Origin of the sequence: Stenotrophomonas sp. 364, from assembly GCF_009832905.1 — a bacterium.
GTDB classification, from domain to species: Bacteria; Pseudomonadota; Gammaproteobacteria; order Xanthomonadales; family Xanthomonadaceae; genus Stenotrophomonas; species Stenotrophomonas maltophilia_AP.
On record NZ_CP047135.1, the window covers coordinates 827,509 to 840,824 of the forward strand.

The 13,316-nt window shown below is 69.0% G+C and carries 12 protein-coding genes; 2 read left to right on the forward strand and 10 right to left on the reverse strand.

Annotated features, from left to right (window positions below):
* The first annotated feature begins 192 nt into the window (after positions 1–192).
* Both GQ674_RS03960 and GQ674_RS03965 read left to right on the forward strand, forming a co-directional pair.
* A complete protein-coding gene (locus tag GQ674_RS03960; protein ID WP_159496042.1) occupies positions 193–864 on the forward strand; it encodes a methyltransferase domain-containing protein in 672 nt (223 codons plus the stop codon).
* 204 nt (positions 865–1,068) lie between these two features.
* Complete coding sequence (locus GQ674_RS03965; RefSeq protein ID WP_159499214.1) at positions 1,069–2,298, forward strand: MFS transporter; 1,230 nt, start codon at positions 1,069–1,071, stop codon at positions 2,296–2,298.
* A 218-nt stretch (positions 2,299–2,516) separates the two neighbouring features.
* On the opposite strand, the gene GQ674_RS03970 is transcribed toward GQ674_RS03965, so the two are convergent.
* The 10 genes from GQ674_RS03970 to GQ674_RS04015 form a co-directional block, all read right to left on the reverse strand.
* The gene (locus GQ674_RS03970) at positions 2,517–3,236 is read right to left on the reverse strand and encodes a GntR family transcriptional regulator (RefSeq protein WP_159496043.1); all 720 of its coding nucleotides are present in this window, start codon (positions 3,234–3,236) and stop codon (positions 2,517–2,519) included.
* A gap of 92 nt (positions 3,237–3,328) precedes the next feature.
* Positions 3,329–4,696 (reverse strand): SLC13 family permease, encoded by a 1,368-nt coding sequence (locus tag GQ674_RS03975; RefSeq protein ID WP_159496044.1) that lies wholly within the window; start codon positions 4,694–4,696, stop codon positions 3,329–3,331.
* 86 nt (positions 4,697–4,782) lie between these two features.
* Entirely contained in the window at positions 4,783–5,703 is a 921-nt protein-coding gene (mdcH, locus tag GQ674_RS03980; RefSeq protein WP_159496045.1) for a malonate decarboxylase subunit epsilon, read from the reverse strand.
* Positions 5,700–6,557, reverse strand: coding sequence for a triphosphoribosyl-dephospho-CoA synthase MdcB (gene mdcB / locus GQ674_RS03985; protein ID WP_159496046.1), 858 nt, complete (start codon positions 6,555–6,557; stop codon positions 5,700–5,702). Before mdcB ends, mdcH begins: the two co-directional genes overlap by 4 nt.
* The gene (gene mdcG / locus GQ674_RS03990) at positions 6,554–7,204 is read right to left on the reverse strand and encodes a malonate decarboxylase holo-[acyl-carrier-protein] synthase (protein ID WP_159496047.1); all 651 of its coding nucleotides are present in this window, start codon (positions 7,202–7,204) and stop codon (positions 6,554–6,556) included. The genes mdcB and mdcG overlap by 4 nt, the downstream gene beginning before the upstream one ends.
* The gene (gene mdcE, locus GQ674_RS03995) at positions 7,197–7,901 is read right to left on the reverse strand and encodes a biotin-independent malonate decarboxylase subunit gamma (RefSeq protein WP_159499216.1); all 705 of its coding nucleotides are present in this window, start codon (positions 7,899–7,901) and stop codon (positions 7,197–7,199) included. Before mdcE ends, mdcG begins: the two co-directional genes overlap by 8 nt.
* A 2-nt stretch (positions 7,902–7,903) precedes the next feature.
* Complete coding sequence (locus tag GQ674_RS04000; protein WP_159496048.1) at positions 7,904–8,812, reverse strand: biotin-independent malonate decarboxylase subunit beta; 909 nt, start codon at positions 8,810–8,812, stop codon at positions 7,904–7,906.
* A complete protein-coding gene (gene mdcC / locus GQ674_RS04005) occupies positions 8,809–9,129 on the reverse strand; it encodes a malonate decarboxylase acyl carrier protein (RefSeq protein WP_128097705.1) in 321 nt (106 codons plus the stop codon). Before mdcC ends, GQ674_RS04000 begins: the two co-directional genes overlap by 4 nt.
* An 11-nt stretch (positions 9,130–9,140) precedes the next feature.
* Entirely contained in the window at positions 9,141–10,784 is a 1,644-nt protein-coding gene (mdcA, locus tag GQ674_RS04010; RefSeq protein WP_159496049.1) for a malonate decarboxylase subunit alpha, read from the reverse strand.
* A 192-nt stretch (positions 10,785–10,976) separates the two neighbouring features.
* A complete protein-coding gene (locus tag GQ674_RS04015; protein ID WP_159496050.1) occupies positions 10,977–13,169 on the reverse strand; it encodes a TonB-dependent siderophore receptor in 2,193 nt (730 codons plus the stop codon).
* Positions 13,170–13,316: the final 147 nt, after the last annotated feature.

The following is a 13,316-nucleotide window of genomic DNA, read 5'->3' on the forward strand; positions in this document are numbered from 1 at the left end:
AACGGGCGTCTGGGCAGCGGGGCCAGGCATCAGACGGGTGAAACTGCCGGTGGGCCGGCTGCTGTAGGATGGCTGCGTCACACGCCATTACGCGCGTCCTGCGCGGTCCGCACCTGACCGCCCGCTTCGCTCCATTTTCCGGGTACGGCGTCCAACAGGGCCGCCGTGCTCCCCGTGTCCAACGGAGCGCACATGCCGGGCTATACCACCCGCATTCTCACCATTCCGGTCGGCGGTCACGACTTCCGCATCCGCGCGCTCAGCGACCTGCAGCAGTTCGCCGATCCCACCGGCCGGGCCCAACGCGCCGGCATCCATTCCTCGTTGTGGAGTCTGTTCGGCCAGGTCTGGCCGGCCGGTCGCGTGTTGGCCGAAACCATGCACAGCTTCGACGTGGCCGGCAAACGCGTACTGGAGCTGGGCTGTGGACTGGGGCTGGCCAGCCTGGTGCTGGCCCATCGCGGGGCCGACGTGGTGGCCAGCGACCACCATCCGCTGGCCGAGTCCTTCCTGGCCTACAACGCCGGGCTCAATGACCTGCCCGCGCTGCACTACCGCGATCTGCCGTGGGAGCTGCCGGATACGACACTGGGTCGCTTCGATCTGATCATCGGCAGCGACGTGTTGTACGAGCGCGGCCACGCGCTGCAGATCGCCCGCATGATGGAGCGCCACGCACGTCCCACGGCCGAACTGCTGCTCACCGATCCGGGGCGCGGCAACGTGGGATCGTTCTCGCGTGCCATGGCCGCGCAGGGCTATACCGTTGACGAGGCTTACGGCCTGTTCGATGACGAAGGCGATGCGCCGGGGCGTGGGCGGCTGCTGCGCTACACGCGTGCGGCCGCTTCGCAGGCGGCCTGAGGCGGTTCGGCGGGGTCTGCGCAGGCGCGATGTGGTGACTGCGTGAGCCTGCCCGGCGGTCGGATATCGTAGGCTCGGCGGCATTCAAGTGCTGGTGGGAGTCGCGATGCCGTTGAGTCTGTCCTGCTGTCGTATCGGCAGCGCATCCGTGCGTGGGCGGTGCCGGTGAGCGCGCCGTCGCCGTCACCGGCACGCACCCGTTCGATGATCGTGGCCGGGTTGTCGACCGTGGTGGAGTGGTACGACTTCACCTTGTACCTGTACCTGGCCACGGTGCTGTCGCGGGTATTTTTTGGCGGCGGCGACAACGCCCTGCTGGCCACGCTGGCGGGGTTCGCGGTGTCCTACCTGATGCGCCCGTTGGGCGCGCTGTGCTTCGGGCATCTGGGCGACCGCTTCGGGCGGCGCTACATGCTGCTGGCCTCGATGCTGCTGATGACCCTGGCAATGCTGGCCACCGCGCTGCTGCCCACCTTCGACAGCATCGGCGCCAGCGCCGGGATGCTGCTGTTGCTGCTGCGCTGCCTGATGGCCTTTTCGGTGGGCGGTGAGTACACCGGCGTGGTGGCTTACCTGCTGGAGACCGCGCCTGCGCGCCGCCGTGGCCTGGTCACCTCGTTGGCATCGGCGGCCAGCGAGGTCGGCGCGCTGCTGGCGGTGGCGCTGTCGGCGTTGACCGTGGCGGTGTTGAGTACCGCGCAGCTGGACGGGTGGGGCTGGCGCATTCCGTTCTTCGTCGGCGCAGCACTGGCCGGGGCGATCCTGCTGGCACGCTCGACCATGCACGAATCGCCCGAGTTCGAGCGGCAGCAGGCGGCCGGCACCGTGCCCACCTCGCCGATCCGCGACACCTGGCGCTACCACCGCGGTGCAGTGGCCCGCACCTTCGCGATTTCCGCACTCGGCTCGATCACCTATTACGTGGGCATCACCTACGTGCCGGCGTTTCTGGGCTCGGCGGGCGAGGTGGGGGAATCGGAGGCACTGTGGCTGTCCACGGTGGCAGCGGTGGCAGTGATCGTGGTGACCCCGCTGGCCGGTGCGTTGTCCGACCGGATCGGGCGGCGGCCAGTGTTGATTGCGCTGGCAGTGTTGTCGGCGTTGTTGCCGTTGAGCATGTTCAGCCTGATGGCCGGTGGCACGACCTGGTTGATCGGGAGTGCGGCGGTGGTGCTGGCCTGCCTGGCCGGTGGCGTCAGCGCGGTGGCCGCCCCGGCCACGGCCGAACAGTTCCCCGGCGAAGGCCGCCTCAGCGGGCTGGCGCTGGGAGTCACCATGGCCACCGCGTTCTTCGGTGGCGCCACGCCGCTGCTGGCCGAGCTGCTGGTGCGCCACACCGGCTGGGCGGCAGCACCCGGCGCCATGATCGCCGTGGTCGCGCTGCTGGTGCTGCCGGTGATGTGGACCCTGCGCGAAACCCGCCCGCCGCGGTGATGGCCGTTGGCTGGGCGCGTTCCATCATGGCGCGGCATCGACCGGTGGTCGCTGCATCGCCATGCACTCGGAACACCGCGCGGACCCGGGTTGATACCGACCGTTGGTCGGTACACCGCGATGCACCGAGACACCGCGCACACTGGTAGTGCCGGCCGCTGGCCGGCTCTGCACGATGTTGGATCGCGGGGAGCCGGCCAGCGGCCGGCACTACAAGCTCAGCTGCCGCCTTCGGTGGGCAACGGCGCGGGCACGTTCAACAGCCCGCCCGAGGCAACGTAGGCAGCCAACGCCTGGCCCTGGCTGAGCAGGTGGCGTTCCATGGTGCGTTCGGCCGCCTCGGCATCGCGCTCACGGAAGCACGCCAGCAACTCGCGATGTTCGGCCAGCGACTGCGCGGTGCGGCCCGGTGCCAGCAGCTGGCGACCGCGGTGCATCTTCAGGATGCGGTGCAGGTCGTGGGTGATGCGGATTAGCCACGGGTTCCCGGCATAGTGCTGCACGGTTTCGTGGATGAGGTAGTTGTTGCGGTAGTACTCGGCGATGTTGCCCTCGGCGGCGGCAGCTTCCATGGCCGCGTGCAGGTCTTCCAGCAGCTGCACGCCGGCCTCGTCGATATGCTTGACGGCCTCGTGCGCGCAACGACCTTCCAGCATCGCCATCACCGGGAACAGCTGGTTCAGGTCCTCCAGCGTCAACCGGGTTACCCGGCACCCGCGCCCGGCATCGATCTGCACCAGGCCCTCGGCGGCCAGCAGCTTCAGCGCCTCGCGCAGGGGGGTGCGGCTGATGCCCAGTTCTTCGCACAGCGCCGGCTCGTCGATCCACTCGCCCGGGGGCAGGCGGTAGTCGTAGATGCGCTCGCGCACGTGCTCGGCCACCTCTTCGTACAGCGGGGCGCGTTTCTTGGTCGAGCGAGGTGCGGGAGCAATGGCCATGCGGAATTGTAATCCCTCCGTTCGTTGACCGGCCCTGACATCATCCGTCCGGGTGGAACGCCCCCTGAAACAGGGGGCGCCAGCGCGAGCCCTTACATCCAGCCCGGCACCACGAACACCAGCCAGGCCAGCAGCGGGCCGAAGGCAACCACAAGGCCGCTGTAGATGAGGAACTGGCGGAACAGCGATTCACGCTCTTCCTTGGCGGCCGAGGCCACCACCAGCGCACCGTTGGTCGAGAACGGGCTGACATCCACGATGGTCGAGGAGACCGCCAGCGCGCAGATCACGCCTGCCGCTCCCAGGTGCCCCTGCATCAGGAACGGCACCGCCAGCGGGATGGTGGCGCCCAGCACGGCCGCCGACGAGGCGAACGCCGAGACGATGCCGCCCACGTAGCAGACCAGCAGCGCGCCCAGCAGCGGAATGCCGATCTGCGACACGCCATTGCCGATGAAGTCGACCGCGCCCGCTTCCTGCAGCACGCCGATGTAGGTCACCACGCCGCAGATCAGCAGCACCGTGGACCAGCTGATGCCGTCCACCGCGCCCTTCTGGCTCTTCGGCGACAGCAGCGCCAGCGCCACCGCAACGGTGATCGACACCAGGCCAACGTTGAGGTTGTAGATGAGCGCGGCCACGCCCAGCCCGAGCAGGCCGATCAGGGTGAACACACGCTCGCGGGTGATGCCCACCGCCTCCAGTGCATCGGGGTCGTTGGACAGCGTGCCGCCACCGGCCGACACCAGCGCACCGTGGCCTTCGATCGCGAACTGCCGCGACGACGCCTGCGGCCCACCGGCCATCGCCAGCTCGGCCGTACCCACGCCACCGCCCACCGACACCGCACCGCGACGCAGCAGCGCCACGCCGCCAAAAGCGAAGAAGCAGATCGTGGCCATCATGAAGTTGAAGCCCAGGCTGGTCAGGAACACCGCCATCTCGGTCACTTCCAGCCCGGCCTTCTGCACCACGCCGTTGGTGATACTGCCGTACACGCTGATCGGCGAGAACCCGCCAGCCTGCGCGCCATGGATGACCAGCAGGCCCATCAGCAACGGGTTGATCCTGTACTGCTTGGCAAACCGCAGCGCCACCGGGCCGATGATCGCCACCGCGGCCGGTCCCAGCGCACCGAACGCGGTAAGCACGGCGGTCACCACGAACATCACCCAGGGAATGGCCACGATGCGCCCACGTACCGCACGTACCGCCCAATGCACCAGCAGGTCGATGGTGCCGTTCTTCTGGGCGATGGAGAACAGGTAGGTGATGCCGACCAGGGTCAGGAACAGGTCCCCCGGGAATCCACCCAGCACTTCTTTGCCTTCCATGCCGACGAACACGCCGCCGATGATGAAGGCCAACGCGAACGCGACCGCACCCATGTTGATCGGCAGGGCGGTGGCGACGATGAACATGATCACCAGACCGATGATCGTTGCGACTTGTGGACTCATGCGCCCTCCCAGACACTTGACTCGCGTACAGCAAGGATGGAAACCCGCCATCCCGGGTTACGGCGTGTTACAGGCAACTCCCACCTTTATTGCTGCCGGCCCAGCGCGGCATCTACCCACGCCGCCGCGCCCTCCAGCCGCTGGAACTCTTCCACCGCGCGCACTTCGCAGCACGGGTACGCGCTGGCCACCATGCGCGCCAGCGCCGTGCCGGGACCCAGCTGCAGGAACACCCGCGCGCCGCGCTCGAATGCCTGGCGCATCAGCTGCGCCCACTCGATGGTCTGCGCCAGTTGCGCCGACAGGCTGTGTTCCAGTGCGGCACGATCGCGCACCGGGCGTGCATTGATGCCTGCCAGCACCGGCCACTGCGGCGCCTGCAAGGGAGCCTGCGCGAGTACCCGGGCGAAGCCGTCGGCGGCACTGGCCAGCAGCGGCGTATGCGCCGGCACATGCACCGGCAGCACGCGCACCTCGGCACGCTGCTGCACGGCGTCCGCGGCCAGTGCGCGCAGTGCCGCGCTGCGCCCACCCAGGATGAAATGATCGGGGCCGTTGGCAATGGCGATGTAGGCGCCGTGTGTGTCGCACAATGCCTGGACCGCCACGCGCGGCAGGCCCAGCAGCGCCTGCATGCCCGCGTCGGACGGACTGGCGGCATCCATCAACTGCGCGCGTTGGGACGCCAGCGTCAGACAGGTGGTCGCACTGAAGCTGCTGGCGATGGACTGCGCGGCCAGTTCACCGATGCTGTAACCGGCCACCAGCGCCGGTGGCGGCAACCGCTCGCGCAGGCCCTGCCAGTGCGCCAGGCTGGCCGCACACAGCAGTGGCTGGGCCACCGCGTTGTCGAACCGATCGTCTGCCGCCGCCGCGGCGGTGACATCGCGGCCCAGCAGCGCGGTGGCGGTGTCGAGCACCTCGCGTGCGGCGGGCAGGTCGCGCACCCGGTCGAACATCGCCGGATGCTGCGCACCTTGGCCGGGGCAGAGCAGGGCAAGGCTCATACGCGCTCCTGCTGCAGCAGGAACCAGCTGCAGGCCAGCAGATCGGCGCTGCCACCGGGGCTGAGCCGGCGCGCTACGAAGGCATCGCCAAGCTGCCGCATGCGGGTACGCCAGTGCGGTGCAAAGGCGCCGCCGTCGGCGATGAAGCTCACCGCCTGCGCACGCGCCCATGCCAGTCCCTGCGTGCCGCCGCGATGCAGCAGGTTGAGGTCGTCGGTGTGGGCCAGCAGGTGCATCAAGGTGTGGCACAGCGCGGCGTCACGTGGCAGCCCGGCCGCCAGCGCGTCCCGCAGCACGGGCACGCCGATACCGCGCAGCAGTGGATAGCCGGCGATGGCCTGCTCACGCACACCGGCGATGCCGTGCTGTGCACGTGCGCGTTGGCCGGGGCTGTTTGGATCCAGCGGGGCCACGGCCAGCGCCGGCGCCCAGCGCTGCACGGCCACACACACTGCGTCGGCGGTGATCACGCCGACGCGCTCGCGCCGGCAGGCGCCCGCTGCAGCCACCAGCAAGCCCAGGCTGAAGATCGCGCCGCGATGGGTATTGATGCCGCCGGTAGCGCGCAGCATCGCGGCTTCGGCGGCGATGCCGTGGTCGCGCAACACGGAGAAGGGCGCGTCGTCAGCGCCGGCCTGCGCCACGTTGCGGAAGTAGTGGCGCAGCGCGAACAGGCTGCGCAGGAAGCTGCCGGCGTCCATATCGGTGTGGCTGCCGCGGTCGAACGGCGTCACCAGCCCCGGCTTCGGCGCGCAGGCCAGTTCGGCGTGCAGGCTGACGATGGCCAGCCGGCCCAGGCGCGCGCAGTCGACCGCTGCAAGCGCCGAACCACGCGCCTGCGCCAGGGCGTTCATGCGGCAACACCGGTGGGCAGGAACAAGGTATCGCGCGGCGCCAGCATGGCGCCGTCGGTGCGTTTGACCAGTACCTGCCGCGCGCTGCCGGCGTACTCGCGCCAGTTTACTGCCGCGCTGCCGGGCAGGCAGAGTTCACCGTCCACGCGCCGGCCTTCGCGTACTTCCCACGCCTGCAGCCGCTGCACCAGGCGGTCGGCCACTTGCGGCGTGTGCACCTGCCACAGCAGATCGATGTCCGACTGGGCGTGCACATACGGCAGCCCGGTGAGCGCCTGCCAGGCAAATGCACCGAACACGCGGGCCGGTGCGATCGCGTCCAGGCCCTGCAGCGCCATGTACCACTCGGCGCTGATCAGGCGGTCGGGGCGGGTGATCAGCGCATGCAACGCCAGCGGCGGCTGCTGCCGCTCGATGTCCTGCAGCGGTACGCGCAACGCCAGCCGCTGCTTGCCTTCGTTCGGCGGCAGCGGCACGCCCAGGCGTACGCGCGAATCGGGATCGTCGGCGGCGCGCCGCGCCACCACGGCTGGCCAGCCCTGTGCGAACCAGGCGGCCAGGCGCGGATCCTGTGCAGGCACCTCGGCACGCCAGGCGGCCTGTGCCGACATCCACACCAGGGTGTGGCGGGCAGGCTGCTCAGGCATCGCCGGCCACCACTGCCGCCGCGACCGACGCGGCCAGCGTGCGGCCGCCGCGCTGCGCGCCGAGGACCGCGCGGCGGTCACCGTCGGCGGGTGTGCGCAGCGCTTCCAGCAGGGCCTGGGCCAGGTCGTGCTCCCACACCGTGTGCACCGCGCCCATGGCCACGTAGTTCTCCACGCCGGGGGCGAACACCGGTGAGCTCAGGCTGAGCGCCTGCAGCTTTTCCAGCGGTTGTTTGGTCACGCGCGCCATCGCGCGCAGGTCCATCACCCGCACCTGCGCGTCGGGCAGGGCATGGATGTGGTCGGCCATCAGGCCAAAGGACAGGAACCCACCGCTCACCGATTCGCCGTACACCAGGGTGACCAGCGGCGCGCCGCGGCGCCGGGCCAGGTCCAGCGTCTGCGCCAGATGCGCGAAGTAGCCGTTGATGCCGAGCAGTTCATCGCGGCGGGCCAGGCGTTGGCCGGCGGTGTCGACCAGCATCACGATCGGCCGCTGCGGGTGCGCGGCGGTACTGGCCAGCACTGCGGTGGCCAGGGTGAGCGCATGGTCCACGCCGACCTCGAGCTTGTCGGTGGTGCCGATCACGGTGACCTCACCATCGTCGGTGCAGGCGCTGCCGGTCAGCACTGCGTCGTTCACCGCGACGGCGTGCCCGCGCGGGAACAGCGCATCCAGCAGCGTGTTCAGGGGCAGGGTCATGGCAGTCTCCGGGCGGCGGTGGCGGCAAGGAAGGCGTCGGTCTCCAGCAGCGGCAGCTGCTGCGGGTCGGCAATGCCCTGCAGGGCCCAGATGTCCAGCCCATCCCGGCAGCCGCCCCAGGCCTGCACCCGCGCCTGCAATGCGGCATGGCGGGCCTGCAAGGCGGCCAGTGCCGCATCGGTGTCGGTGCTGTCGGTATCGGGCACCAGTGCATCGAAGGCGGCCTGCGCGAAGGCGCTGATCGCGTCAGGCACCAACACCTGGGCCTGGTCGATCAGGTAGCGGTGCTTGCCGCCGGTGACGCGCCACACCAGGGCGCGGTCGCGGGCGTCGAACTCTTCCACGCCGCGCACCGTTTCGATCACCTCCGGCCCGGACAGCGACAAGCGCCCCTCTTCGGACATGATCACCGTGGTGCAGCAGCGCGCCACGATGCCCATGCCGCCGAATGCGCCGTTGCCGCTGCCGATCAGGGCAACCACCGGCACCCCGGCGGCACGCGCGGCCAGGGTGGCGCGCATGATCTCGGAAATGGCGATCAGCCCGGCATTGGCTTCGTGCAGCCGCACGCCGCCGGTATCCAGCAGCAGCAGCACGCCGTCCGGGCGCTGGTCTACCGCACGGTGCAGCAGGCCGGTGAGCTTGGCGCCGTGCACCTCGCCCACGCCGCCGCCCATGAACTGGCCTTGCTGCGCGGCCACCAGTACGCGCTTGCCGCGCAGCAGGCCTTCGCCCACCACGATGCCGTCGTCGAACGCGGCGGGCTGGTCCAGTTGCGCAAGGTGCGGGCTCATCGCGCGCCGGGCCGGGCCCAGCAGTTCCTTGAACGTGCCCGCATCGAGCAGGCCGGCGATGCGCTCGCGCGCATCGGCTTCGTAATAGCTGTGGCGGTGGGCGATGCTCATGGTTGCCCCCCCGCGCGCAGGGTCTGCACCGCCTGGTCCAGGCGCAGGCTGACCACGGCCGGGGTGGCGCCGGCATCGTTGATCGATACCTGCACGTCACGCAGTGGATGGCGCTGTGCGAAGTCGCCGATCACCGCCTCCCAGACAGTGCCGAAGCCCTTGGCGGCCGTGATGATGCGAACCGCCATCGCGCCGTCCAGCGCGGCCGGTTCCAGCAGCACTTCAAGGTTGCCCGACGCCAGCACGCCCACCAGCACCGCCTCGGTGGGGAAGCGCACGGCGGTGGTGCCGTCGAATCGATATGTGAGGGTTTCCATGGGCCTGTCCCTTACCAGTTGCGGAAGCGCTTGGGCGGGTCGTACAGACCGCCGGACCAGCGCACCAGGTCTTTCACCGAGCGTGCGGCCAGCAGGTCGCGGCTGGCATCGCGTACGTTGATGCCCAGGTCGTCCGGGCGCTGGATCACGCCGCGGTCGCGCAGGTTCTCGACCATGGCGCGGTCGCGGCCCAGGCCCACTGCGGTGTAGCCGGCCACGCCACGGATGGCCTGCTCGCGCTCTTCGGGGGTGCGGCACAGCAGCAGGTTGGCGATGCCTTCTTCGGTGAGCACGTGGCTGACGTCGTCGCCGTAGATCATCACCGGCGGCAGTGGCATCGCCGCGCGCTCGGCCAGCTCCCACGCATCCAGGCGATCGACGAACGCCGGCGCCATGTGCTCGCGGAAGGTTTCCACCATCTGCACCACCAGCTTGCGCCCGCGCGGCATGTCGCCGGGGCGTGCGGCCTGCTGGCCGGCCTTGAGCCAGGCAGCGCTGGCATGGCGGCGACCGCGTGCATCCGAGCCCATGTTGGGCGCGCCACCGAAGCCGGCGATACGGTCGCGGGTGGCGGTGGAACTGTTGCCCTGCAGGTCGATCTGCAACGTGGAGCCGATGAACATGTCGCAGGCATACAGGCCGGCGGTCTGCGAGAACGCGCGGTTGGAGCGCATCGACCCGTCGGCGCCGGTGAAGAACACATCGCCGCGCGCCGCGATGTACTTCTCCATGCCCAGTTCCGAGCCGAACGAATGCACCGATTTGACGAAGCCCGACTCGATGGCGGGGATCAGCGCCGGGTGCGGATTGAGCGCCCAGTGCTGGCAGATCTTTCCCTTCAGCCCCAACGATTCGGCATAGGTGGGCAACAGCAGTTCGATCGCGGCCGTGTCGAAGCCGATGCCATGGTTGAGCCGGTTGACGCCGTACTCGGCGTAGATGCCCTTGATCGCCATCATCGCCATCAGCACCTGGATCTCGGAGATCTGCGCCGGATCGCGGGTGAACAGCGGTTCGATGTGGTTCGGGCGCGGCGCCTGCACCACGAAGTTGACCCAGTCGGCGGGGATGTCGACGCGGGGCAGGGTATCGACGATCTCGTTGACCTGCGCGATGACAATGCCGCCCCCGAAGGCGGTCGCTTCGACGATCACCGGGGTGTCTTCGGTATTCGGCCCCGTGTAGAGGTTGCCGTGCCGGTCCGCCGCCTGCGCGGCCACCATCGCCACGCGCGGGGTGAGGTCGATGAAGTAGCGGCCGAACAGTTCCAGGTAGGTGTGGATGGCGCCGATCTGGATGCGCCCTTCGGCGACCAGGTTGGCCAGCCGCACCGACTGCGGCCCGGAGAAGGAGAAGTCGAGTTTCGAGGCGATCCCGCGCTCGAACACGTCCAGGTGCGCGGGGAGCGACAGCACCGACTGCACCATGTGCAGGTCGTGTACGCGGGCCGGGTCGAGGTCGGCCAGGGCCTGGGCAAGGAAGTCGGCCTGCTTCTGGTTGTTCCCCTCCAGGCAAACCTTGTCGCCCGGTTCAAGCAGGGCGTGCAGCAGCGCGGCGATATCGCCGGCCGCCACCTCACGGCCGCAGGCCCAGGGCGCTGCGCGTTCGAGTCGTGCCTGGCGACTGCGCGCCAAGGTGTCCCAAGTAGGGTTCATCGACACAGATCCGGATGACGTTGAGATAATTACGCCATAATTACGGAGCGGTGTGCAACCCGCAGCGCAGCAAAAAACAAGGCCCGCCAAGGGGCGGGCCTGTTCAGGTTGATGACGTGGGGCGCCGTGGCGCCGGGCTCTGCGCGGCCGCTGTCAGGCAGCCGGGCAGAGCCGGGCTCTACGCGCGTGGTCTCAGAACGTCCAGCGCAGGCTGGCCGCCACGAAGCGCGGTTCGCCGTAGTTGTTGTAGTCCAGATTGGCCCAGTAGGTCTTGTCCAGCGCGTTGCGCACGCTCAGCGTGGCCGTCCAGTTGTCGGTGATGCGATAGTTGGCGTTGAACTGCACCAGCGCATACGCCGGCTGGTTCACCGTGACCGTGCCGCCCAGCGGGTAGGGGATGTTGTAGCCCTGCACCTTGCTCTGCCACTGCACGCCGCCGCCCACGCTCAGGCGCGACAGCGCACCGCGCAGCTGCACCTGCGTGTTGAGCTGCAGCAGGTCTTCGGCCGGGTTGGCGTACAGCTGGTCGGTGGCCGCGCGGGTCACCTTGACGTGGGTGAAGCCGGCATTGACCGTCCAGCCCGGCAGGATCTCGCCGTTGATGTCCACTTCCCAGCCGCGCGCCTTGGTGCCGTTGACGCCGATGTAGGCCGAGCTGCCGTCGCTCAGCGAGCCGTCGGGCACGCTCATGTCGCGCATCGCGTAGTTGTCCTGCTTGGCCTCGAACACCGCCGCATTGGCGGTCAGGCGGCCGTCGAACCACTGGCTCTTGATGCCCGCTTCCAGGTTGGAGCCCTGCACTGGCGCCAGCAGGTTCTCGTTCTTGTCCTTGTAGTTCTGCGGGTTGAAGATTTCGGTGTAGCTGCCGTAGACCGAGAACTGCGGGGTGATGTCATACACCAGGCCCACGTACGGCGTCACCTCGTCCTTCACCTTGTAGGCACCGCTGGTGGCGGTGTACGCACCGGCCACGTTGTAGGCGCGGGTCAGCGTCTCCCAGCGGCTCAGGCGCGCGCCGGCGATCAGCGACAGCGGATCGGCCAGGCGCAGGCGGGTGGCCAGGTACACGCCGCTCTGCCGGGTGCGCGCCACGCGGCGGGCACCGGTACGCGTGTAGGTCACTTCGGAAATGTCGCCATCCCATGAACGGATGTTGGGGATGTAGTAGCAGCGCTCGGTGCCGCAGCGCGCCCAGTCGGCGGGGTAGTTCAGGGCGAGGGTGTTGGTGGTGCTTTCCAGGTCGGACCACTGCCCGCCCAGGGTCACGTCATGCTCGCGCCCGAACAGATCGAAGGTGCCGCTCAGGTAGGCATCCACGTTGCGCCGGGTGTCTTCCGAATCGCCGGCCGCGGTGCGCAGGTAGATGCCCGCGCCTGTGGCCGGGTCCGGGTAGCCGGTGCCGTACAGGCGCACATTCTGCACGTTGCCGCGGGTGTAGGCGGTGTTGACCTTGAGCAGCCAGTTCTCGCCGAAATGCTGTTCCAGGTTGGCGAACACGGTGCTGGTTTCGCGCTGCCAGTAGCTCCACTTCGGGGCCACGTTGGTCGAGCGCGGCAGGTGCGCGAAGTTGCCCTGGCTGTCGAAGAACGGCACGGTGCCCCAGGTCGAGCCGACCGGGTTGTTGTCCTGGGTCTGGTAGCCCACGGTCACGGTGGTGCTGTCGGTGAGGTCACCTTCCAGCACGGCCATGCCGGCCATCTTGTTTTCCTTGTAGCGGTCGTAATAGAAATCACGATCGGTGTAGGCGGCCACCACGCGGCTGCGGAAGCGGCCGTCGGCGGTCAGCGGCGCGGTCACGTCCGCTTCCATGCGCTGGTAGTCCCAGCTGCCGGCGCTGACCGAGAACGACGCATCGAACGTCTTGCCCGGGCGCTTGCGCAGCAGGTTGACCGTGGCCGAGGGCACGCCGGCACCGCTGAGCAGGCCGTTGGCACCGCGGATCACTTCCACGCTGTCGTAGAAGGCGGTGTCGTATTCCTGGTTGGTCGAACCGCTGTAGGTGGGAATGCCATCCACCTGGAAATCGGTGATGGCAAAGCCGCGCGCGTAGTACAGCGGGCGCTGGGTGTCGTAGAAGGACACGCTGACGCCGGTGACGTTGCGCATGACATCGTTGAGGCTGAACAGCGATTCGTCCTGCAGCCGCTGCAGGCCGATCACGCTGGACGACTGCGGGGTTTCCTGCAGGCTGATCGGCAGGCGCGTGGTGCTGGACGGCGCGGCGCGCTCGCCCAGCACGCTGACCTTGTCCAGCGTCTTGGCGTCGCTGGCGTCGGCGGCAGTGTCGGCCTGGGCCAGGGGCGAAGCCAGCGACAGCACGGAAAGCAGGGCCAGGCCCAGCGGGGCGCGGCGGAGGGAGCGGGGCGAAAGGTCGCGGAAGGACATGCGCAGGTCTCGAATCGGTCTCGGGAGGGGGAACAGCGGGCAGCAGGCACAGCAGGCCGGCGCCACTGGCGCCAGGCGGTAGATCCATCTGAGGGGGTGACGCCCCGACCGTGGGTCGGTGCCGTTGCAGCCGTGGGTGGTGAGCAG

Excerpts from the sequence above, each read along its gene's own strand:
- GQ674_RS03960 (WP_159496042.1), top strand. The coding sequence starts at position 193 with ATGCCGGGCTATACCACCCGCATTCTCACCATTCCGGTCGGCGGTCAC.
- GQ674_RS03965 (WP_159499214.1), top strand. The coding sequence starts at position 1,069 with ATGATCGTGGCCGGGTTGTCGACCGTGGTGGAGTGGTACGACTTCACC.
- GQ674_RS03970 (WP_159496043.1), bottom strand. The coding sequence starts at position 3,236 with ATGGCCATTGCTCCCGCACCTCGCTCGACCAAGAAACGCGCCCCGCTG.
- GQ674_RS03975 (WP_159496044.1), bottom strand. The coding sequence starts at position 4,696 with ATGAGTCCACAAGTCGCAACGATCATCGGTCTGGTGATCATGTTCATC.
- mdcH (WP_159496045.1), bottom strand. The coding sequence starts at position 5,703 with ATGAGCCTTGCCCTGCTCTGCCCCGGCCAAGGTGCGCAGCATCCGGCG.
- mdcB (WP_159496046.1), bottom strand. The coding sequence starts at position 6,557 with ATGAACGCCCTGGCGCAGGCGCGTGGTTCGGCGCTTGCAGCGGTCGAC.
- mdcG (WP_159496047.1), bottom strand. The coding sequence starts at position 7,204 with ATGCCTGAGCAGCCTGCCCGCCACACCCTGGTGTGGATGTCGGCACAG.
- GQ674_RS04000 (WP_159496048.1), bottom strand. The coding sequence starts at position 8,812 with ATGAGCATCGCCCACCGCCACAGCTATTACGAAGCCGATGCGCGCGAG.
- mdcC (WP_128097705.1), bottom strand. The coding sequence starts at position 9,129 with ATGGAAACCCTCACATATCGATTCGACGGCACCACCGCCGTGCGCTTC.
- mdcA (WP_159496049.1), bottom strand. The coding sequence starts at position 10,784 with ATGAACCCTACTTGGGACACCTTGGCGCGCAGTCGCCAGGCACGACTC.
- GQ674_RS04015 (WP_159496050.1), bottom strand. The coding sequence starts at position 13,169 with ATGTCCTTCCGCGACCTTTCGCCCCGCTCCCTCCGCCGCGCCCCGCTG.